Origin of the sequence: Aurantimicrobium sp. MWH-Uga1 (assembly GCF_003325955.1) — a bacterium.
Classification (GTDB): Bacteria; Actinomycetota; Actinomycetes; order Actinomycetales; family Microbacteriaceae; genus Aurantimicrobium.
In genome coordinates, this window is sequence record NZ_CP030929.1 from 1,145,515 (window position 1) to 1,168,014 (window position 22,500).

The 22,500-nt window shown below is 53.0% G+C and carries 16 protein-coding genes and 1 tRNA gene; 4 read left to right on the top strand and 13 right to left on the bottom strand.

Annotated features, from left to right (window positions below; all coding sequences use genetic code 11):
- Positions 1–22: 22 nt before the first annotated feature.
- Together ftsX and ftsE are read right to left on the bottom strand one after the other, a co-directional pair.
- Positions 23–937: a permease-like cell division protein FtsX gene (gene ftsX, locus AURUGA1_RS05675; RefSeq protein ID WP_114129250.1), complete on the bottom strand. Its 915-nt coding sequence runs from the start codon at positions 935–937 to the stop codon at positions 23–25.
- Complete coding sequence (gene ftsE, locus AURUGA1_RS05680) at positions 934–2,088, bottom strand: cell division ATP-binding protein FtsE (RefSeq protein WP_114129251.1); 1,155 nt, start codon at positions 2,086–2,088, stop codon at positions 934–936. Before ftsE ends, ftsX begins: the two co-directional genes overlap by 4 nt.
- A 79-nt stretch (positions 2,089–2,167) precedes the next feature.
- Here ftsE and AURUGA1_RS05685 point away from each other — a divergent pair, with 79 nt between their 5' ends.
- Positions 2,168–2,371: a hypothetical protein gene (locus AURUGA1_RS05685; protein WP_114129252.1), complete on the top strand. Its 204-nt coding sequence runs from the start codon at positions 2,168–2,170 to the stop codon at positions 2,369–2,371.
- Positions 2,372–2,373: 2 nt separating this feature from the next.
- Positions 2,374–3,099 carry a VIT1/CCC1 transporter family protein gene (locus AURUGA1_RS05690; RefSeq protein ID WP_114129253.1) on the top strand — a complete coding sequence of 242 codons (726 nt, stop codon included), beginning with the start codon at positions 2,374–2,376 and terminating at the stop codon, positions 3,097–3,099.
- On the opposite strand, the gene AURUGA1_RS05695 is transcribed toward AURUGA1_RS05690, so the two are convergent.
- On the bottom strand, positions 3,079–3,930 hold the full coding sequence (locus AURUGA1_RS05695) for a hypothetical protein (protein ID WP_114129254.1): 852 nt from the start codon (positions 3,928–3,930) through the stop codon (positions 3,079–3,081). The two genes, AURUGA1_RS05690 and AURUGA1_RS05695, sit on opposite strands and share 21 nt — an antisense overlap.
- 159 nt (positions 3,931–4,089) lie before the next feature.
- On the opposite strand from AURUGA1_RS05695, the gene AURUGA1_RS05700 reads away from it, so the two are divergent.
- Positions 4,090–4,824, top strand: coding sequence for an intradiol ring-cleavage dioxygenase (locus AURUGA1_RS05700; RefSeq protein ID WP_162784068.1), 735 nt, complete (start codon positions 4,090–4,092; stop codon positions 4,822–4,824).
- 70 nt (positions 4,825–4,894) lie between these two features.
- Here AURUGA1_RS05700 and AURUGA1_RS05705 read toward each other — a convergent pair.
- A tRNA-Lys gene (locus tag AURUGA1_RS05705) sits at positions 4,895–4,967 on the bottom strand.
- Between the two features lie 264 nt (positions 4,968–5,231).
- Between AURUGA1_RS05705 and ald the strand changes: the two genes are divergently transcribed.
- A complete protein-coding gene (ald, locus tag AURUGA1_RS05710) occupies positions 5,232–6,347 on the top strand; it encodes an alanine dehydrogenase (RefSeq protein ID WP_114129256.1) in 1,116 nt (371 codons plus the stop codon).
- On the opposite strand, the gene AURUGA1_RS05715 is transcribed toward ald, so the two are convergent.
- The 9 genes from AURUGA1_RS05715 to AURUGA1_RS05755 all read right to left on the bottom strand — a co-directional run bounded on the left by AURUGA1_RS05715 (position 6,344) and on the right by AURUGA1_RS05755 (position 22,480).
- Entirely contained in the window at positions 6,344–8,902 is a 2,559-nt protein-coding gene (locus AURUGA1_RS05715; protein ID WP_114129257.1) for an FtsK/SpoIIIE domain-containing protein, read from the bottom strand. The two genes, ald and AURUGA1_RS05715, sit on opposite strands and share 4 nt — an antisense overlap.
- A gap of 66 nt (positions 8,903–8,968) precedes the next feature.
- Positions 8,969–9,493 carry a hypothetical protein gene (locus tag AURUGA1_RS05720; RefSeq protein ID WP_114129258.1) on the bottom strand — a complete coding sequence of 175 codons (525 nt, stop codon included), beginning with the start codon at positions 9,491–9,493 and terminating at the stop codon, positions 8,969–8,971.
- 102 nt (positions 9,494–9,595) lie between these two features.
- Positions 9,596–11,794 carry a transglutaminase-like domain-containing protein gene (locus AURUGA1_RS05725; protein ID WP_114129259.1) on the bottom strand — a complete coding sequence of 733 codons (2,199 nt, stop codon included), beginning with the start codon at positions 11,792–11,794 and terminating at the stop codon, positions 9,596–9,598.
- Positions 11,791–13,050 (bottom strand): DUF58 domain-containing protein, encoded by a 1,260-nt coding sequence (locus AURUGA1_RS05730; RefSeq protein ID WP_114129260.1) that lies wholly within the window; start codon positions 13,048–13,050, stop codon positions 11,791–11,793. The genes AURUGA1_RS05725 and AURUGA1_RS05730 overlap by 4 nt, the downstream gene beginning before the upstream one ends.
- Positions 13,050–14,012, bottom strand: a complete 963-nt coding sequence (locus AURUGA1_RS05735; protein ID WP_114129261.1) for a MoxR family ATPase — start codon at positions 14,010–14,012, stop codon at positions 13,050–13,052. The genes AURUGA1_RS05730 and AURUGA1_RS05735 overlap by 1 nt, the downstream gene beginning before the upstream one ends.
- A 29-nt stretch (positions 14,013–14,041) precedes the next feature.
- On the bottom strand, positions 14,042–19,723 hold the full coding sequence (locus tag AURUGA1_RS05740; RefSeq protein WP_114129262.1) for an Ig-like domain-containing protein: 5,682 nt from the start codon (positions 19,721–19,723) through the stop codon (positions 14,042–14,044).
- A 2-nt stretch (positions 19,724–19,725) separates the two neighbouring features.
- Positions 19,726–20,832, bottom strand: a complete 1,107-nt coding sequence (locus AURUGA1_RS05745) for a serine/threonine-protein kinase (RefSeq protein WP_114129263.1) — start codon at positions 20,830–20,832, stop codon at positions 19,726–19,728.
- Between the two features lie 78 nt (positions 20,833–20,910).
- Entirely contained in the window at positions 20,911–21,726 is an 816-nt protein-coding gene (locus AURUGA1_RS05750) for a PP2C family serine/threonine-protein phosphatase (RefSeq protein ID WP_114129264.1), read from the bottom strand.
- 43 nt (positions 21,727–21,769) lie between these two features.
- Positions 21,770–22,480 carry an FHA domain-containing protein gene (locus AURUGA1_RS05755; RefSeq protein ID WP_114129265.1) on the bottom strand — a complete coding sequence of 237 codons (711 nt, stop codon included), beginning with the start codon at positions 22,478–22,480 and terminating at the stop codon, positions 21,770–21,772.
- Positions 22,481–22,500: the final 20 nt, after the last annotated feature.

The following is a 22,500-nucleotide window of genomic DNA, read 5'->3' on the forward strand; positions in this document are numbered from 1 at the left end:
GTTTACGCGCCCAATGCAGGGACTAAATCTTGAGGTAGCGGGTGATAGCGAAGTTGGCAGAGATCGCTGCCAATAGGGATCCCACGACCACCAAGATGGGCACGACAAAGAATGCCTCACTGAGTCCCACAAAGGAAGTCAGCGGAATGTTGATGGCCAAGTAACCCTGAACGAAGAAGTGAACGAGGGCGATAATGGCGCCACCGGCCAAAATCGACCCCACCAACGCAGCAAACACACCTTCCAAAATGAACGGGGTTTGAATAAAGCGGTTCGAAGCACCCACTAAACGCATAATGCCCAGTTCACGGCGCCGCGAGAAGGCAGAAAGGCGAATAGTTGTTGCAATCAGAAGTACAGCAGCAATCAGCATCAACCCAGCAACACCAATGGCGGTGTAGCTCGCGGAGTTGAGAATGGAAAAAATCTGATCTAGGTAACTGCGCTGATCGGTCACTGCTTCAACACCCTTTTGAGCAGATAATGCTTCTACTAATACAGCAGATTGCGAAGGATCTTTGAGGTTTACCCAAAAAGTTTCATTGAGCTGTTCCGGGGTGACATACTCTGCAACAGGGTTGTCCTTGAACTGTTCCTGGAAGTTCGCGTAAGCCTGCTCGTGATCTTCGAAGTAGTACTTGTCAATAAATGGGGACAACGTATCTGAAGAGAGAGTTTCTTCCACTGCTTTAACTTCAGCCTCAGTAGCTGCTCCATCAATACAGTTCTCGCCGGCTGAGACATCAGTACAGAGGTACACAGCAACCTGCGCCTTGTCGTACCAATAGTTCTTCATCTGACCAATCTGCATTTGCAGCAAGATTGCCGTACCAACAAAAGTCAGCGAAATAAACGTCACCAATATGACCGAAACCACCATGGAGAAGTTCCGGCGGAGACCATTAGCGACCTCTGCCCAGACCAGTGCAAACCTCATCGAACAGGCCCCACATTCTGGTCATCGTTGCCAGATTTCTTTGCACGCTGTTGTGCTTGGATACGCAAACGTTCTGTCAAAGGTAAGGAGTTGAGATCGACACCGGGTTTCGTCAGTGATTCTGTTTGCTCCGTAGCGGAAGTATCGGCAAAAGCAGGAGGGTCAAGACGGGGAATTGGCCGCGAATCATTCATGCCAAAAAGTTCGTTCAAATCACCCAGGTCATCAATCTCACCGGTGTCATAGGCACTAGGAATCTCAGGAACAGCATCCATGGTGATGTCATCGACAGGATCAAAGACCGGAGTGGGAACAACAATGTCGGTTGTCTCAATAATGTGAGGCTGTTGCGATTCAGTGATGATGCCTTGAGGACGCGTCGTTGCCGCCATCGCAGCTGCGGCAGCAGCTGTGTGGTCACCAGTGGAGTTGATGGTGGCGTCAGCACCCACAATGGGCAGGGCTGCCGTGTTTCCATATCCAGATTCACGTTCATCACGAACAATTTGACCTGCGACAAGTTCAATCACGCGCTTTTGCATGCGGTCGACGAAGTCCGCCGCATGTGTCGCCATCACAATGGTGGTTCCGCCAGCATTAATGCGTTCCAGCAAAGCCATAATTCCTGCACTAGTAGCGGGGTCAAGGTTACCTGTGGGCTCATCAGCCAGAAGCAGTGCAGGCTTGTTCACAATGGCGCGTGCAATCGCAACGCGCTGCTGCTCACCACCAGATAGTTCGTGCGGATAACGCTGCGCTTTTCCAGCAAGGCCGACCATCTTGAGAACATCGGGAACAGCTTCTTGAATGAAACCTCGTGACTTACCAATTACCTGCAAAGTGAATGCGACGTTGTCAAAAACGGTCTTGTTGGGAAGCAGACGGAAGTCTTGGAAAACCACTCCCAAGTTCCTTCGGAAGTAGGGAACCTTTCGGCTGGAAATCGACCCCAGGTCCTGACCGAGAACATGAATAGAGCCAGAGTTTGGCTTATCTTCTTTGATCATCAAACGCAGGCAGGAAGACTTACCTGAACCTGAAGCACCAACGAGGAAGACGAACTCGCCGCGCTGAATCTCAAAATCAACCCCGTTGAGGGCAGGACGAGAGGAACCCGCGTATTTTTTGGTGACCGAATTAAAACGAATCATGACGTATTGAGCCTAGGCGGGGCACCTGTGAAAACAACCGAAAGGAGCAGGCGTGCCGACGAACCGGTAACCTTGAGACATGCGCAAGTTTTTATTCAATGCCAGTGTGCTCGGTGCCCTCTTTGGCGGCTTTACCGCACTGCGTGCCACTCTGCGCGGCCCTCGCGACTGGCGTTTGATTCTTGTGTGGCTGGGATGGGGTATTTCTGTTGCCCTTGCCGTGGCTGATGTGGTGAAGGAAAGCCAGCAGGAGCAGCTCGAAAACGAGCCCTACGACTTCTAAACATGATTTCGACTCCCCTCAAGGGTGCTGACCCTCACGAGTATGACCACTCCCACCCCGATCTCTCAGGTGGGTGGCTCCGAGCTTCCGTTTTCGGTGCCATGGACGGACTTGTTTCCAACATCGCCCTGATTGCCGGAATCGGCGCCGCAGGAGCTAGCCCTCAAACAGTTGTCCTCACTGGTGCTGCTGGTTTGGTGGCCGGTGCGTTCTCGATGGCTTTGGGCGAATATGCCTCAGTTAAAACTTCGAATGAACAAGTTGATTCAGAACTTGAGATTGAGCGCCAAGCTCATGCACGAAACCCTCAAGGTGAGGAAAACGAGTTAGTACTCAACTTTATTGAAATGGGAATGACTGAGAAGACCGCTCAGTTTGCAGCTTCAGAAGTTCACCAAAACTCCGAACAGGCCGCGCGCATTCACATCACTCAAGAGTTGGGTGTCGATCCAGACTCTAAACCATCGCCGTGGATTGCAGCGATGTCTTCTTTTGCAATGTTTGCGGCCGGGGCATTTATTCCTTTGATTCCTTATGCCCTTGGATTTGAATTACTGTGGCTGGGTCTAGCAACTGGTGGAGTGGGACTTCTGGTTGCTGGTGGTATCGCTGCTCGGTTTACCCGAAAGTCCTGGTGGAAGAGTGCCTTGCGCCAACTCTTCTTTGGAGCAATAGCAGTAACTGCAACGTATCTAGTTGGTTCACTACTAGGCGTTGGTGCCGCTTAGTTTTTTTCGAACCAACAAAATTCCAATTCCAATGAGGCCAAGACCGCCAGTGGCGAATAGGAATATTTCCGGAGCTGAATCAGCTCCCGTGGTTGCCAAACCAGAATTGTTTTCTGTGGCTGGTGCAGGCGTCGCTGAAGCAGTTGGCTGTGGGCTATTGATAGCAGTGATTGAAATGAAAGAGGCTTCCAGCCAAGTCGTAGTCAATGTTCCGCCAGTACCGTTGGAGCCAGCAATGCCGTTGACTCCGGGGATGCCAGGCGCGCCAGGCATAGGGAATCCCATATTCATTCCAGCACCGCCAGGAGCTCCTCCAGTTCCACCTGTTCCTCCAAGGCCGGGTAAGACTTCGTAGATCGTGACCGAGCTAATGCTCAACACAGAAGATAGGCCGTCTCCACCAGAGGTTCCGCTAGTACCTCCAGCCCCAGATGCACCGTCGGTGCCATTTGTTCCTGCGATACCACTGCTTCCAACAACGAATCTCAATGATTGAACTGAGCCAGAATTATTCGTGTAGGTAAAATCAGCCTTGGCTCCAGAACCACCCAAACCACCAGTCCCGCCTTGACCGCCAATTCCGCCGGTTGCTCCCAGGTTTAAGCCTTGACCACCGACCCCGCCGTTTCCACCCGCTCCGCCGTTTCCAGCTTTCATCACAAATGAGATGGTCTGACCAGCATCGAGAGTGCATGTCAATGAACCCGAGTTGATTACTTGAACCGAACAAGGTTGTGCGGGTGCAGCAACGCTGGGCGTAGCGGTGAAAGTCATCACAATGGTCGCACAAATTGCAGCTACTGAGATTGAATTTCTAGTGATTTTCAGCACGTGAAGACACCTATCCTTTGAGGTTCTAGTAAGTGCACAAGACAAATCCTCGTTATAAAACACCTTAGTTGCTGTTTGAATCCGGAATTGGGAAAACTCATAATTTACCCATCAGATTTTCATAGCCCAGACATAGGAAATCTTCTTAGCGTGGACACCATGAAGAAAATTACCCTCGCAACAACCGGTTCCCTCCTGACTGTCCTTGCCTTAGCAGGATGCTCCACTTCGGCAACGCTGGACACAAGCTCTGCAACAACTGCTGTCTCGGCCCCCACGGCATCAATCTCAACGGTTGACACCTCCGGCAACGCTGTCACCTGTGAAGGAAAAATCTCTGCATCTCCATCTGTCACAGAAGGCCCCTATTACAAAGCTGGTGACTTCGTCCGATCTGACATCTCAGAAGGACAAGCTGGACTTCCGATGACGTTGACGCTAACCGTCGTCGATACGAATTGCAACCCAGTTCCCAATGCACGTGTCGATATCTGGCACGCCAACGCTCAAGGTCAGTATTCAGGGGTTACGGACCCCAAGGAAGGTTGTGCTGATTGTGGAGATAAGACCTTCCTTCGTGGCACTCAAACAACGAGTGAACAAGGGCAAGTCACATTCCAGACGATTTTTCCTGGATGGTATCCGGGAAGAACCGTGCACATACACGTCAAAATTTGGGAAAACGGTTCTGAAGTTCTCACTACGCAACTCTTCGTGACCAAAGCAGATGCAGATACAGCTTTTGCAACTGCCGGATACAAGGGTGAGCAAAATACAACCAACGAACAGGACAGAATTGCTCAGCAGCTGGGATCACAAATTTCAAACCTCATGTTCACCAACAATTTCAGAGGCAGCACCGTGAGCTCACAAGCTCAGATTGTGCTCCCCTAGTCCAATCATTCTGACCGCCTCTTCCAGGGAAACAAAAAGACCACCTAGCAAGAGGTGGTCTGAATGTTTGTGCACCCCCCGGGACTTGAACCCGGAACCCACTGATTAAGAGTCAGTTGCTCTGCCAATTGAGCTAGAGGTGCAGTTGGTTCGAAATTGTGTTCCGAACCGAAAGACAACATTATCAGCACTGAGCGCGCTGGTCGAATTGAGTAAGTTATGCCTTTCGTTCGGTGCCACTACACGCAGAGTGTTTTGTTTGCCATTACGTGGAAACCATCGGTTTCAACCAATGAAATTACGAAATCCGTATTATTTCCTGAAAAATACTTTCGATTTCGTCATTGGAATAGATAAAGTAGTGGAGTACTCACCCAACGAGGGGTGAGCTCGATTCAGGAGATCCCATGAAGGTCGCAGTACCAACCGAAATCAAGAACAACGAGTTCCGCGTTGCAATTACCCCCGCAGGCGTTCACGAACTTGTTGGTAACGGACACGAAGTCCTCGTTCAGTCTGGAGCTGGCATCGGCTCCTCGATCACAGACGAGGCGTACAAAGCAGCTGGCGCAAAAATTGTTGCTACCGCTGAAGAAGTTTGGGCAGCGGCTGATGTTCTGCTCAAGGTTAAGGAACCTATCGCTAGCGAATACAAGTACTTCCGTGAGGGACTCGTACTGTTCACCTACCTCCACCTTGCTGCTGAGCCTGAGCTCACCAAGGCATTGGTTGACTCCAAAGTCACCGCTATTGCTTACGAAACCGTTCAGCTTCCTACCCGCCAGCTTCCCCTTCTTGCTCCAATGAGTGAAGTTGCAGGCCGTCTTGCTCCGATCCTGGGCGCGAACGTCATGCTCAAGCCCAACGGCGGTCCCGGCCTCCTTGTTCCCGGCGTTCCGGGAACCCACCCTGCAAAGGTTGTTGTTCTTGGCGGTGGTGTTGCTGGAACCAACGCTGTTCAAGTTGCAGCAGGTATGGGCGCAGAAGTGACCGTTCTTGACACCAACCTCTTCCGCCTGCGTGAGCTCGATGCACTGTATGACGGCCGCATCAAGACCATCGCGTCGAACTCCTTCGAAATTGAGAAGGCATGTCTTGAAGCCGACATGGTCATTGGTTCTGTCCTGATCCCCGGCGCGAAGGCCCCCAAGCTCGTCAGCAATGACTTGGTCAAGCGCATGAAGCCAGGCAGTGTTCTCGTTGACATCGCTGTTGATCAGGGAGGCTGCTTCGCAGACACCCACCCAACCACTCACGCAGAGCCCACCTTCCAGGTGCACAACTCTCTGTTCTACTGCGTAGCCAACATGCCTGGTGCTGTGCCCAACACCTCCACCTACGCTTTGACGAACGCAACCCTGCCCTACCTGCGCTCCATTGCAAACAATGGATGGCATGCAGCTCTCAAGGCAGACCTCTCGCTGCGTCTAGGTCTGAACACCCACGCTGGTGCTGTGACCAATGCTCCTGTGGCAACTGCTGTAGGCATGGAATACAGCGACGTGGACGATATCTTCGCCTAAGTTCTCAACACTGCCCTCGTGGTGGAGCCATCAGCTTCAACCACGAGGGCAGTGTCGTTTTCGGTATGAGGGAATAACCCTGATTTGAGACGTAATCCGCGTATCTCGCTTGGTGAGCATCCGTCCAGAATGAGAAGTCCTGCTTCGCATATTTCGGTGAGTTGAGCGTGGTTCAGCATCCATTCATCCGGGGTGCCAATGAGTATGGGAGAGCGTGCGGAAGAAGAGACGGCCAACGCCGACTTAAGTGCACTCACCCGATCACCGTATGCATTGGTCAAATGACTGATGAGGGAAGTTTTGCGGTGAGTAATCACTGCATACGAACGATTTTCTTCACAAATCATTTCTCCCCACTGACCAGACTCAGGCTGAAGATCACTTACGTGAAAGAGCTGAATTTGATGCCCTCGCCAAAGGCCACGACCCGGCTCAGATGCACCGAGGAGCTGTAGTCGCACCGGGAACAAATCCACGAGTGCGTGAGTGCCGCGTGGGTGATCTTTGGTCCCGATAACGAAAACTGCGTTGCGTTGGGGTGCTAGCCGGACACATCTCGTCAGTGAAGCAAGAAACTGCTCACGATGTTCGAGACCGAAACAATCGAGGAGATGATCAAGATCTTCAATGAATACCTTTGTTCCTTCTCGCAGCAGAGACTCTGACTCCTCAACGACAGCGTCCCAGGCTATCTCGCTATCGCGCAGTAACAAGCCACCTAATTGATAGTGCAATGAGGCCACTGCGCAGCTCACCCCTGAACGTGCAAGACCACTAATGAGCAGGTTGCCGTCGTGGTGAGGGATGTACGGGGTCCAGTCCTGGGCTTGATGTTCTGGGATATCGAGTATCCCCAGCCAGGCAGAGTTTTCAAGAGGAGCCGGCATCTCGGAGGATGCAATCACTCGCGGCAGCTCTGGCTTCCACGGCACATGCTGTTCCCACAACGAATTCTCATCAAGCCAGCATCGAGACATTCTCAAGACTGCATGGAGGTCTTCATCACTTGTTTTGGCCGCCTGGAATTCAGTCAGCGAAAGACCTGTTCCCTGGATGAAGGCGCGACCTGGAATATGTGGCAATTGATAAGCATCCTCTACTCCAAGTAATCCATGAGAATCTGCTTTTTCGGAAACACGAAAACATACTCGAAGTGAACAGTTGGCCAAAATGGCATCGTTGATGACTCCCCCGGTTCGTTGGCTTGAGAGGATGAGATGCATCCCGAGGGAGCGTCCCCTCGACGCCACATCAACAAACAAAGCTGCACACTCGGCGAATGACTCCGTGAGCACTCGATACTCGTCCACCACAATGAGCAAGCGAGAAAGCTCTACCTCAACTGGTAGATCTGAGATATCTGCAACACCCGCCTCCGCCAAGACATGCTCTCGGTGACGAATCTCTGCCTGAAGCGAGGAGATAGCTCGGCGGGTTTGTTGAGGACTGAGGTCAGTGAGAACACTTGTGACGTGCGGAAGGTCTTTCACACGTGAAAAGCCTGCGCCACCTTTGTAATCAATCAACAGGAGAGAAAGTCGTTGTGGGGAATACATCGAGGCAAGTGTCAGCATCCATGAGAGCAAGAACTCTGTTTTCCCTGAGCCTGTCATTCCTGCAATAACGGCGTGAGGCCCTGCATGAACCAAATCCAGAAACAGTGGAAAGTCATGTTTTCTCCCGACACAGGCCAGCAAGGAATCTCGTGATTGCTCCCATTGCTTTGAGGTATTGATCACTGAAGGAACAGAACTTGGAATGGTTATCACCGGAGCATGTCGAGCCTGAGCTGCCTCACTCTCGGCGCGAAGTAGCGTAATGATTCGATTGGACTCTGCTCGGGTCAACAAATCAACCTGAAGCTCCTCATCACGAACAACTGGGTCCACCACATCACGAAGGACGGCTCTGCCTCGGTTAATGCTAAGGAGATATCGAACACCACTGGGCAACACCTCAGTTGTGTTCACGCGGTGAAGGATTACGTCAGCAGGCTGCTGATTCGAACTTGTGAATTGGTCGAGTTCCGGCTCATCACCAACGCTCCAGCCGACCTTGGTTGCTTCAGAGATTCCCCACGTCCACAACAGCTGGAAATACATAGCCCGCAAGGCTGACCGCGCCTCCACATCATCGCCACAGACAGCAATCCCTAATTGAGCATCAATCACTAGTGGTTTCCCCTCACGAAACGCAAGCCCAATCCGAATGAGGCGCTGGGTTCCCTCTGGCTGTGCAGAAGCAGCCCAGGCAGGTCTGAGATTGTTGGTAGGTAAAGCCCACTGGCTGGCTGCCGGATATTTCAGAATGAGTTCATCCCGCTCAGCTTGGCGCTGCTCGTGCTTTCGAGCACGTTGAGTTATTTCTTCCTCGTCATCATGTTCCTGTTTGAGTTTTTCTGACTTTCTGACCTGAAGTTTGCCGTCAGCAAACTGGGCCAGCGCCATGATGGGCCCCAGAAGTGCAAAAAGCAGGGTGTAGGCAGAGCCTGTTACCAACCAGAGAATGACACTTGTGACGATGGGCGCAATGAGGGCAAAGATAGGAACACGCATTCAAGCACTTCAGCACATCAGTGCTGGCTCGATTTTCCATTCACCCCCGCGTGGGGATAACTCGACCTAGGTAATGGTGAGGTGGAGATCTCCAATATCCACGCGTGTGCCTCGAACGACTGTGTAACGAGTCCCAGGCTGGGCTCGCCGGGGAACTACGCCGGGCTCACGAATAATCGACCCGTTACCACTGTTACGGTCGCTGATCCACAGTTCATCACCCTCAACACCAAACTCTAGATGTGTTTTGGAGACCGACCGGCCCGGATCAGTCACAACAATGAGGTGCTCAAATTCTTCGCCCTCAGCTGGTTGGGGCATGCGTCCAAGAAGGGCGCTCTGGGTGATGTCAACACTTTCACCGGTTGCAAGAGTAACGGTGAACGAACTCACAGATGCGAGCTCAGCCTCGGTAGCAAAACGGGGCGGTTCAACAACTGCTACTGGTGGTGCATCAAAAAGCTCTGACAGGTCATTACCATCAATACGTTCCACAATGTTGGTTGAAGTGGTGACAGAGTCTGGTTCTGCGGCAGGAATGAAAGACTCTGATGGCGGGATGGATGCCTCAGGTTCACGAGGTTGCACCACGGGAACACTCTGTGTTCTCGCCAACGAACTTCCACATTCACCACAAAACAGCGCACCGGCTGGCAACGCACTGTGACAAACCTCACACTCCATACTGTGATGTTACCTGCGCTTGGGAAGCCAGCTGGTCAAGCGTGCCCAGGGAATGTTGAAAGAACGCAGGGAAATTCGTGCTTGGAAACGTTGCCATCTGGTGCGTTCTCGAGCAATTTCGTTACTGAGTAGATCAACTTCTGCCCACGCACTACGTGCTTCAGTCTCACTCACTTTTTCACCTGAATACTGAGCTGTGTCTGCAAGAACAGCAACCGTTGTTGCTGTGTGAATTCCTGTTTCTTTAGCAATTTCCTGACGAGTATGTGATGTTTGCGTTCTCGTGCCGTTATCCACAAGCACATCCCGGAGTTCATCCCAGGCACCCAAGACTTGTTCCTGGCTTGTAGAAGCTGTAAGTCTCTTGTTCCGTCTTCTGCGTTTGAGGAACACGATAGCCAGCAATGGTGAGGCCAGAATGCCCAGCCAAAGCAGCGTCCACGCAACACCTGAGATGATGGCCAGAACGGTCTGCAAGACAGGGTCTATTGTGTTGGGCTGTTCTTCCTGCGCCGCTTCGGCAGAGGCGCTGTCGTTGAGTTGAGGTTCTTCTTGAGCCGGAGGGTCAGCAGCAGTTTGTGGGAATGCCACCTCAGTTGGATCTTGTGGCTGCTCGTCCGGAATGGGACGCTCAGCCGGATTGGTGTTGATAGCAACCCATCCCTGATTTGTAGAAACTTCAATCCACGCAGTCATATCTGAACCAGTGAAAGTCAGCGCTGTCTGTGCACTGGATCCTTCGGGGGCGATGAAGCCCATCACGACCCGTGCGGGGAAACCAAGTTGGGTCGCAATCAACGCGGCAGCAGTGGAGTATTGCTCTGCATCGCCAACCATGGGAGTTGCTGCAAACAAGGCTGCTATGCGGTTGGCGCCGTGACCTGACGCACTAGGGACTTCCCCTGGTCGGCCGTGACTGATATATCCCTCAGCCATGAGTGCTGTCAGGGAAGCTTGTAAGCGCTCACCCGCTGAGGTTTTCCCCTTGGTAGTAGTGGCAACGAAAGCATCGAGACCGTCCGGAATGATCTCTGGTGCCGGAACGATGGCATCCCCAGGTTTGAGTGACGCAAGGGAATCAACGCCTAGCAAATCTCCCTCGTGAGCAATAGAGGTGTAACTGTCGCCAGGGGCCAAACCTGTTAGAAGAGCTCCTGTTTGAGATGGGCGACTGTAGTAAAAACTATCTGTCAGACTGCGAGCATTCGAGCCGGTAAATGTGAGTGTGCCGAGTGCACCTGGCAGGGGTACCCATGGTCCTGTGAGTTGTTCAATGGTGATTTCAGCAGAGATTTTTTGCCCTGAGGAAGAATCAACTGGTAGCGAACCAGGAATTTTCGTGAAGTCCGCGGCAACACCACCGACCGAATACAGCACTCCGGTGTAGTTATCTAGCGTGGCCAGAGAAAGACGTTGACCAGCTTCCAAACCTGTCACGGTCAACATTTCTGCAGATAGCTGGTCTCCAGTGACGTAGTTTCGATACTCCGAGAGCGGGCTGGTGTCATCTTGGAGAACAAAAGGCTGTTCAATTTCAGTGCGCCACACACTGCGATTTGTAATGGGAACTACAACAACAATGGCAGATGCGACAACTGCTGCCAGAACCACAACACCAAGAGACCTCAACCCTGTCCTTGGGCTTGTACCTCGGCCAGCTGCAAACCACAGCGCAACAAGGATAAAGACGCCAACAGTGACCACAATGCTGGCAAAGCTTCTGCTTGGACCTAACCAAATAGAGGCTCCCAGGGTCAGTAACGGGACCACAGCTGCCCAGTTCGAGCGTGCCCGGTTAAGTGGGAGACGAAGCGATAACACCGTGGCGAGCACAACGCCACACAGCGACAAAATAAATGCGGGAACTAAAAGTGCCTCATAAGATCCCACGGGAGGCATGACAGTGACAAGCTGCTTCCAGGAAAGCACAACCTCGGTTATGAGAGAAAGTTCACCTTGGAGCGTGGGAAGAATTCCCACAAGGGCCTGGCTGGGAATGGCAACAGGAACACCAACGAGTAAATAAATCCCGACCGTTGCCATGACGGTTGCGAGAACCGACCATGATCTACGCGAAGAAAGCAGAGCAATAAGAGCTCCGAGTACCCCACCAACAACCACAGCGACAATAAACGCAGGCGTTTGATAGACCGGCCATAACGGAACCAGTGAGACCATTACTGCGAGAGCGAGAAAGAGTGCTCTCATGCCAGTGTCATCCTTTTACCCAACAACTGCTGAACGTCATCGAGACGGCCGATAGAAGCCACCGTGAGGCGCCCCATGCGGCGCGTGTGCGGGGAAGATTCCGGTGCACAGCTCAAAATCACAACCTCAACTCCTGCGGGGAAAGCAATTGAGGCAGAGTGAAGGGTCTTGGACTCAAGAGTTGGACCAGTCACCACAAAGACTATTGAGACATCTGCAGCTTGAACAGAAGCTAGACGTGAAAGCTCAACAATGTTGGGGCTTCCTTCTTGCAGATGAACTCCTGAAAGTTCATCAAGCAGACGATCCTTTGAGACAGTTGACAATCCTCGGACACGATTAGCCGCAGGTCGATCAGCGCGGCGGCGGGAAGCTAACTCGCGTGCGGCTTCACGCAGTGCGCTGAGTCGCCCCGTGGGTTGCGGCCTAGCATCAGCGCTCACCAACACGGAAAGATCTCGAGTGTCTCGAATAGCCCGCACACCCAAGGACGCAGCCGTGCTGACGGCGAGTTCAAAATCATCATCACCTGCATAAGCAGCCGGGTCAGTATCCAACGCAATCATCAGATGGGAGCGACGAGTTTGCTCAAACTGTCGGACCATGAACTGCCCAGTTTTTGCGGTGGATTTCCAGTGAATATTGCGGCGATCATCACCTGGAACATATTCACGCAAAGCGTGAAAGGACAGGTCACTATCGGTGAGATCTTTCGTGGGATTTCCTTCAAGATCACGAACAAAACCTGTGCTCATACTCAATAAGCCGATAGTGCGTGGGTGAATGAAGAGCGTGCGTGATTCGCCGTGCACGACCTCGCGAGATACCAACCCCAGTGGGTCTTGACGCACAACACGGGCAGGACCGACCTGTACCATGCCACGGTGTTCAGTCGGAATAGGTAACGAGATGTCTTCATGAGCACTCTTCCGAAGACGCCCCACCTGGGTTTCAACCTGAGAGTCTCCCACCGGAACAAAAACTTCTAAGCCCATGAGGGAGTGCGAGGTGGGGTTGCGAACACTGACAATAAGTTGAGCGTCATCTCCGACGACGACGCGTTCATGCGCAAGATGAAAAGAAACCTCGTGGGCATGGCGAAAAAGTGCATATAAGGATGCGAAGCCGAAGGTAACGATACCTGCAACACCTAAGCCAATAAGTTCAATCCAGCCCTGCGAAGCACCAAAAATAAGGCAGAGTAAGGCTGCAACAGCCCAACCCCACCCTCTGATGGTGACTACGCGAAGAAACATTATGCGGCAGGTGCTCCCACGGGAAGATCAATCAAAATCTTGCCCACAACATTGTTCGCGGTCACACCATCGAACTCTGCTTCAGGATCCAGCACGAGGCGGTGTGAAAGAACAGAGTCGGCGAGCGCTTTGACATCATCAGGAATGACAAAGTGTCGTCCTTGGGATGCAGCGTGGACACGTGAGGCAGCAATGAGTGCCAGCGCACCACGAACCGAAGCACCCAGGCGCACCTCGGGGGCGAAACGAGTTGCTTCGACGATTCGTGAAACGTAGTCGTTGATTTCGGCATCTACATGAACAGTCTTAGCTAACTCAATAAGTTTGACCACCATCTCAGCAGGAACGACTCCGTCGAGTTCTCCTGATTTTTTCTTGGCGGAGCCTTCCAAAATTTGCATGGTGGATGCGTGGTCTGGGTATCCCAACGAGGCTTTCATCAGGAAGCGGTCGAGCTGCGCCTCAGGTAAGCGGTAGGTTCCTGCTTGTTCAATCGGGTTCTGAGTGGCAATAACCATGAAAGGTTCCCCGGTGGAGTGTGTCACACCATCAACGGTGACGTGATGTTCTTCCATGACTTCCAAGAGTGCTGACTGGGTTTTTGGGCTGGCGCGGTTGATTTCGTCAGCGAGGACAATATTGGAGAAGATGGGGCCTTTGTGGAATTCAAAGGCGCCTTTTTTCTGGTCAAAAATGCTCACACCGGTGATGTCACCGGGGAGAAGGTCCGGGGTGAACTGAATACGCGAGTGGGATCCTTGGACACTTTGAGCCATGGCGCGAGCTAGGGAGGTCTTTCCTGTGCCGGGGTAGTCCTCCAGGAGGAGGTGCCCACCGCTGAGCATCGCGGTGAAGGCGAGGCGAACTGTCCGGTTCTTGCCCAGGAGTACCTGTTCCACGTTTTCGACTAGTTTGTCGAAGACTTTCTGGAACCCGGCTGCTTGTTCGGGTTTCATGCTCATGGTGTGCCTTTCGGTGGGACGGGTGACATTTAGGGTGTGGGAGTTGGAATATCTACAGTCATTGCTGAACTGGGTGCACTGCAGTTGGACGCTGACAAACAAGCCCTTATCACTACATTCTGACCTGCACCAGGTGTGATGCCATTGGAGGCATAGCGACTTGAATCAAATTCAGCGCTAACAAAGTCAGCACTCACAGCTGTGAGTTCCAGCCAGTTCGAATTACCGACCTTGAGCTGGTAACTCACACTGCCAACAGGGGCGGGTGTAATCGATAGCCCAGAAACTTTCAACAGAAAGGCTGTGTTCGGGTCTAAGTTCGCACCACAGTTTGCTGACGTCCCTGTGGCAGGTGCGATCACACAATCAACAGAGGTAAACGTTGGTGAAGCAATAACTTCAACCTGGGTCACCGTTGCAGAACATCCAAAGTCATTCACGGCAATGACGGCAATGAAGTAGGTTCCCGGTGCTTTATCGCCATCGGAACCCTGTAGTGAACCCGAAGCGGGGTGTGTTGCGTAGTCGCTCGGACAACCTGCTGAAAGACTTCCCACTCGGGTGACGTAATAGCGCAGCGCACCGGCAGAGCCAGCTGCCGTTGCTGGATTCCACGTGAGGGTTGTTGCACCAGAGATACTGTTGCTCACCGAAGTGATGGTGACTTGGGAGGGTGCACCTGGTGCTGTGAAGTTTCCTGAGTCAGTCGAATTCCAGTTTGTCGTTTGCGCACTGTTCTTCGCCGTCACCCTCGCGAAATAGCTGAAACCAGGCGTCACCGGAATATTGGCCAGTGAGGTTTGATTTGCATCTATGTTGAAGGTGGACCGTGGGCTTCCGTTTTCAAAGAAAACCACCTCATATCCAGTTACAAGGCTGCCCCCAGCAGGTGTCGTGACTGCAGTCCAGGAAATTGTGGCAAGGCCCTGTTGTCCTGTTACAGCAGAAATGTTCACAGAGGCTGGACCTGCCGGAATAACATCGGCGCTCAAGGGCTCACTCCAACTGCTCACCAGTGAGGTGCCGATGGCGTTGGTTGCACTGACCGTAAAACGGAATCGCTGCCCGGTGGGCAAACCATCTAGGGAACACACAGTCGAGGTGCATTCTTTGCGGTATCCCGCATCACTTTCAACCGTGTATTTCGTTATTGGTGAATTGTTAGCGGCAGGTGCTTGCCAGGACAGGGTGAGGTTTCCTGAGACAAATCCAGCTGCGCGCGTGGGTGCTTGAGGCGCTGAAGGAACGTCTTGCACCGAAATGTTGATCACTCCCCAGACATAACGGTCTGGGTCGTTGGTGGCATCTGCCACCTCATACTCCAGCGTGGTGTCGCTGGGATCAGCGTTGGCAGAGACGGTGACCGTCAGCGTCGATTTATCCGCTGAGGGCGTCACCGTTACACCCGGAGGAATGTTGCCATTGTTGAGGCCTCGCACGGCAAGAACCTTGAGTGGCTGTCCCGGGAATGGATTGGTTGCTTGATCGTTGGCCAAGACATCTACAGTTTGGGTTTCTCCACGCTTGGCCACAATGCTGTCGGTAGCAGGAATGGCAAGGGGTCTGGTTGAGGGCACAATTCTGACAAGGATTTGTCCTGGTGAACCCTCAGTGACCTTGTCTTTGACAGTGACGGTGAGGGGAACGGTCTTTCCCTTGACCGCATCATCGCTTGCTTTGAGAGTGAGGGTTTGGCCACTGAGCGTGGCGGTGACACCGGAGCCATCGCCACTGACGGTGTATTCAAGTTCGTCTTGGTCATCAATATAGGGGTATCTGGTCACGCGAACGAGATCCAGTGTCTTTTCTTGACCAGGTTCTAGGTCAATGTTGGCCCCCAGCATGACTGGTGGCATGTTTTCTCGTGGTGTCACCGTAATCGGCAACACGATGGTAGCGGTGTGTGCTCCGGGTGAGGTTGCGGAGTCACCATCGGTGACCTCGAAGGAGATGGATGCTGGACCAAAATAACGGTCTTCGCTGGTGTAGGTCAGGGTGGTGTCATTGATCACCAGGCGTGAACCGTCAGCATGCGTTGCACGCACGCTGTTGCTATCGGTGAGCTTGACGGTTTTGCCCAAAGCAGCAATGACATAGTCATTGATGTTTATCCGCAGAGGTTGTTCACTGACCACGGTCAGAGGCTTGACGCCTTTCTTACGTTGCGGCAAAGCATCATCAGTTCCGGGAACCCAAATAAACGCTGTGGAACTGATGGCGGGATCTTCCGGATGCGCAACAGTAAAGGGAATGATTTGTGAGGTTTCTTGAACCTGAACACGAACAGTGTTACTAGAGATAACCCGGGCTGTCGATCCATATCCACTCACAATTGTGGGACGCAGCGCAGATACGGGGCCGTCAGCAAAGAAAGCATTCTTGAGCACGTTCACGTCAACAGAGGATTGGTCCAAAATATCTGACAGGCTCACCACAGCATCCGAGATAACGGGGCGCGAAAGCGGAGCCTGCGTCTGCACATCCACGGTGATGAAGTTGGAAGCAGAACCTGCAAGATCATTTTCAATCTCATAGACAAGGCCATAACGACCTGGTGTCATCGGCGCAGTAATCTTGACAAGATCTCCCACAATTTCTGCGGTAACAGAATCATCCTGAGCAGTCACAGATACGAGAGTCAGCGGACGACCATCTGGATCGCTGTCATTTTGTAGCGCACGAACGTAGACGGTGTAACCAGGGCGCGCCGTGACCGTATCTGCTATTGCAATCGGGTTGCGCCCACCAGCAAGCGGCTCAGCAATACCCACGCGGATTAATGCGTTGGCTTGAGCTCCCAATGCATCAACGACGGAATAACTGAACGTGTCGGTTCCGGTGGCATAGGCAGATGCCTCGTACTCTATCCAGTCGCTTCCCACAGCAGCAATGGATCCTTTTTCGGGATTGGTATCTAAACCAACAAATTGAACAGAGTCACCATCAGGGTCAATACCCACCAACGGAATAGGAATTCTCACTGTTTGCCCCGACATGGCCCGGGCAGTCACGGTGCGTGGGGTGGGCGCTTGATTGGTGTCTTGGTCAATCGCGCGCACAGAGATTGTTACCGTTCCGCTGGCCCATTGACCATTATCTGCATTTACCCGGTACACCGCCGAGTACGTTCCGGGGTTACTACCTGCTAAGAATCTCAACTGGTTGCCCGAGGTAAACAGCAGACCTGCACCGGAGGGTACGTCTTGATCCAGCTGGGCTGCAAGGGTGAGCTGGCCGCCGTCCGGGTGAATGTCATTCGCGAGTACCGGGATAGTTATGACATCGCCAACGCGCACGGCAACAACATCGGGGACAGCAACCGGTGCTTGGGCCATGGTGGGGGCGGGTGTTTGCACCACCGTCACGGTGCCCTCACTTTGGGAAACACCGTTGCTGATGCGGTATCCGAAAGCCACTGCCGCATCGAGAGGTTTGGTGAGGGTGACGCGAAGAATGCGATGATCCACCACTTCAACTTGAATGCCTGAATCCACAGGAATGTTCGTCACACCCGTAACGACGAGAACACCGCCAGATGGATCGCGGTCGGTTGCTGTGACATCCACTGTCCGGGTCTGCTGCAGGGGAACATACACAGCATGCGCCGCAGTGATCGGCTGTGCAGAAACTTCCGGAGGGTCAATCACGTCAATGCGCACTAACCCAGACCCAGTGACGTCACCATCGGTGACGGCATAGGTGACATAGGTTGATCCGGTGCGTGAGGCAGTGACCGAGAAGGAGAAGTCAGCAAAGTCGGGAACGATATCCAATCCCGGTACTGCTGGAACACCGGTCAAACTCAACACCCCAGAACCACCGCGCACATGAGGTGACGGGTTGATAGTGATGGGTTGTCCCACGATGGCAATAACTGCGAAGGCATCGGCAACGATGGGGACTTGTCCAGGTGCTCGAACATTGATTTGAACAGCACCAAACCCAGAGGCTCGGCCATCAGAGATCTCGAGAGCTACCTGCTTAAGTCCACCGCCACCGCGGCCTGAGTCAGTGAAGGCTACTCGGCCTGCTGGGGTGTAAGAGAGGGAATCGGGGGCGTCCACGGTCGCCGAGGCCACAAAGATGGCGTCCCCGTCTGGATCAATCCAGTCTTCCAACACGTTGACGATAACCTGGCCACCTGTTGCCACGTTGGTTCGGGTTGGACGTGCTTGAACAGGCGGTGAGTTCTCGCTCTCTGGACGGATGTTGAGTGTGACGGTGGCAGAGGCCTGTCCACCGCGACCATCGGAGATGCTGTAGTCAAACTGTGTTGATCCAGAGGCATCTGGTGCCAAACGCACCATGACTTGGCTGCGGTCAGCATTGATATAGATCTCCCCCAGCGCTGCTGGAATGGAGGTAACAGTATCAATGACCAGAGCATCACCATTGGGGTCATAGTCATTGAGTAAAACCGGAAGCGAGGTCACTCGGCCCGGGCGCGCACCTAAATCATCATCGACGGCTACTGGTGGTTGCGGATCTTTAGCAAACTCTGGGGCATCAGCATTATTTGTTTGAACAACCTGCTGCTCAAGTGCTTGCTGTTCGAGCAAAGTATCCCAATTGTTGATCAGTCTGACCCCGCCCTGAACAGCCCAGACCAATCCGTTGAGCGCATCATTGAGGGCAACAACCTGGTCGCTGACACGGAAGACCAACTCAGCACTGCCGGCCATAGATTCCGCATTCTCAGTGGATTCTTCTGCAACACCACACTTCGACCACACCGTTCCACCCGACCATGCAGCATAGGCACACTCACCGTGGATGACCGCTGATGCCGGACGACCCTGAGCTGAAGCAACAGAGCTGAAAACTTCACCACTATCAAGATTGATGGCGGCAAGGCCTGCGGTGTGAGAAATCAGTATCGAGGACGAACCAGAAACGGAGGTGATCCGGTTTCCTGATGCTTCAATACCTCGTGCGCTGGGCTGTTGAAGAACTGATTGCCCCACATCAAAAGAAGCAGAGCCGAGGTCGATGACTCGGCCTTGGGTGTAGAGGGTTGCAGTTTGCTGATCCAGCACCGCCCAGCGTTCCCCGATAAGAGTGGCCTGTACCTTTCCCGCGGTGAGCTCAGCATCGAGTTGTTGGATGTCTGATGTAACAGAACTAGTGGTGTTGATTGTGGATACCGTTCCCAAGGAAGCGCTAACCCCAACAAGGTAACCCGCGCTGGAAACTGCCACAACAGAATCTGCTCCAACGGTGAAGTTTGCTGGCTGAGTTTTCGCGTCGAAATTAGACAGGGTTGCTGCGGGCAACACCCATACATCTCCGGTTGCTGGTGCGTGCAAGATGATGTTGTCTCCGGCGAGCGCAGCATAGGTGACATCTTGTGGAAGTGGAATGCTTTCGGCGACCTCACCGGTGGCCTGATCGACAATATCCAGTGACCTGGTTGCCTCGTTGATAAGGAACACGTGCGAACTGTTTTGAACCAGGTCCATTTGTGTGGAGTCGGTGGTGAGCACAGTGTTGAGTTCGAACACTTTTGTGTTGGCTCTACCGATTGCTTGTTTATCCCCGTTGGTCACCCATACAGCACCGTCGTCGAGATTGACGCGCTGTGCTTGGTAACCAGTTGCCAGGATTGAACCGATAACCAACATGGACAGTGCCACAAGAGAGGCGGTCCATTTGAGCACTGTTCGCCTGCGCAGACTCATTCCCCGCAGTGTGGCAAACCAACGACGAAGCATGGTTATTGCGCCACCACAATCACAATGGCGGTGATAACTGCAATCAGCGCAGCTGCCGAACCGAGCACGCTCCACAAGAGTCGACGTCGCCGTTTACTAGCAACAAAGGCTAGTTCATCACGTTGCGCAGGTGTTCCGCTGTATCCGGCGCGACGCCAACTGGGGTTGGCATGGGCATCAAGTGGGGCGAGCATGGTGCGGTCATTCTCGTTGATAACGATGGCGTTGGATCCCCATTCGTCTCCGACAACATCGAGAGGTGTTTGGGCTAATCCCATACTGGTTTCAACCTGTTGGAGTTCACGCGCAAATTCCACCGCAGAGTGTTGCCTGTCTATGGGGTTTTTACTCAGTGCTTTGAGTAGCAACGCCTGGAGTTGCGGTGGAACATCATCGCGGCCAATCGGTTGTGGTTTGGATTTGAGAATGCGGCCAGCTAGGTGTCCTGGTGAATTGTCTTTCCCAGGAACTTCGAAGGGGCTGCGACCAGCCAGCAAAGAGTAGACCGTTGCACCCAGAGCCCAGATTTCTGAGGCAGTGGTGCCCGTGGTGGTTTCTCTGATTACTTCAGGTGCTGACCAGGGAACAGACAGGCCGACTGCTGTTGTGTTATCTCCTTGATAGACCGAGGAAGCAATACCAAAGTCACTCAAGACAGGGTGACCGTACGCGGTGATGAGAATGTTCCCTGGCTTAATATCTCGATGCAGGACGTTAGCGCGGTGTGCGGTTTCTAACGCTGCAGCGATTTTGATTCCGGTACGTAGTGCTTCTGCCACAGGGAGAGTTTCAGCACGAAAACGTTCACCGTATCCAGAGTTACAGACCTCGGTGACCAGATAAGGCCTGCCATCTGAGCTCACGCCTGCCTCGAAAACACTCAAGATGGCTGGGTGGGTGCTCAGTTGTGACATCAGCTGAGCTTCCGATTGGAACATGTCACGAACGCGGGGGTTGACTACTTCAGGGAGCAACACTTTGATGGCAACATTGCGCCTGGGCAATTGCTGTTCATACAAAAAGACGTCAGCAAATCCGCCCGAGCCCAATACTCGAACAAAGGTGAAGCCCGAGAGCACGGGTGCGGTTGAAGGTAGACGCCTAGCCATGTGGTCCACCTTCCCCCAACACCGACGGTGTTGGTGTGCTCAACGCAAATAACGCCGTAAATTCAGCGCACTTGAAGTTTAAGCAGGTGAAACTGTGGATTCGGTGTGCCCCACCGTGACTGCCATAACGTCGATGACGATGAGGGTGACGTTATCGCGACCGCTATTTGTCAAAGCAGCGTTCATGAGCTCCGTTACTGCGTCTTCAACCGTCGGTGCAGCTGAGAGAAAATGCTCGATGCCGACATCGGTCAGTTCCTTTGTCAGCCCATCAGAACACAGAAGTAAACGCATGCCTGGAATAACGGGAAGTGCAACATAGTCGGGAATTGGTTCGTCGATGATGCCCACAGCACGTGTGATCACATTGGCGTGAGGGTGGTAGTCGGCTTCTTCTTTGGTGATGGTGCCTGCATCAACCAGCTGCTGCACCACCGAGTGATCGACGGTGACCTGTTCGAAAGTCTCGCCCATCTTCACGTACACACGTGAGTCACCAATGTTGAAGATTGCCCATTGCAGTTGATCTGCTTCCTGCACCAATGCCGCACCGGTGACCGTAGTTCCAGCGCCCTGCTGTTCTTCGGTCAAACGAGAACGCAAATCCGTCACCGATAGTGCTAACGCCATTTCGAGGGCGTCCAAATCAGCAAAGCCTGACTTTTCGAGACCAGCAATGCGCTGCACAACCGCGTCACTGGCCACATCGCCTGCGCTGTGACCTCCCATGCCATCAGCAACAGCAAAGACGGGGCAGGCAATCGCGTAGGAGTCTTCATTGTTGGCACGGTGGTTTCCCACATCTGTTCCTGCAGCCCACGCAAGCGTGACGGATGCCCCGGTACTCAGGTCGACAACAGTCGTCCCAGTTGAGTTCTGGCCAAGGGCAGTCACAGAAAGTTCTCCAAGATTGGGGCGTTACCCGTTCCTTAAACGGTTAGCCAAGAACTTCAATTCTATTACCGTCTCCAAGGTCCACGATTGCGCCAACACTCAAGGCCATGGAATCCCCGGGCGCGAGCAAGACGGTTGGGTGAGATGGAATGATGATGCGTGTTCCATTTGTAGAGCGTAAATCAGTCACAACCACCACATCCCCCTGCATTTCCAAGCGGGCGTGGGTGGAGGAAACAATTCCGTCCGGTGAGGAAAGAACGGCCAGTGTCACGCTTTGCTCTGATCGCACAGGCACCACAGGGAGCCTGCCAAAGATTACCGGCTTCGTCAGCGACCACTTTGTTCCATTGATATGACGCAGGGAGAACTGCGAATGAATATCTTCTTGTTGCTCAGGCTGGTCTTCAGGTTCCTCGTCGATGTTCTCCAGATCTCCAAGCAGTTGCTTCACACCCACAGACGTATCGAGCAGGGAACCGATGAGTGTGTTGTATTGGCCTGTGGTGGACTCTGGAATCACCGTCTCATCTGAAGTAATTACCGTGTCATCTTCCGACGGAATGACCGCGCCAACGATGGTGGCATCATCACCGGTCACCGCGTCGATGACTGTGCTTTCAATAACCTCAACCGAGCCAACAATTGTTTCATCAATGGGAACCCGAATAACGGTGTCATCATCAGGATTATCGGGGATGACGGTGTCATCATCTGGGGTGATGTGGGTGTTCTCGTCAGGGTTATTCATCATGTGTAATATCCCTCACTCGC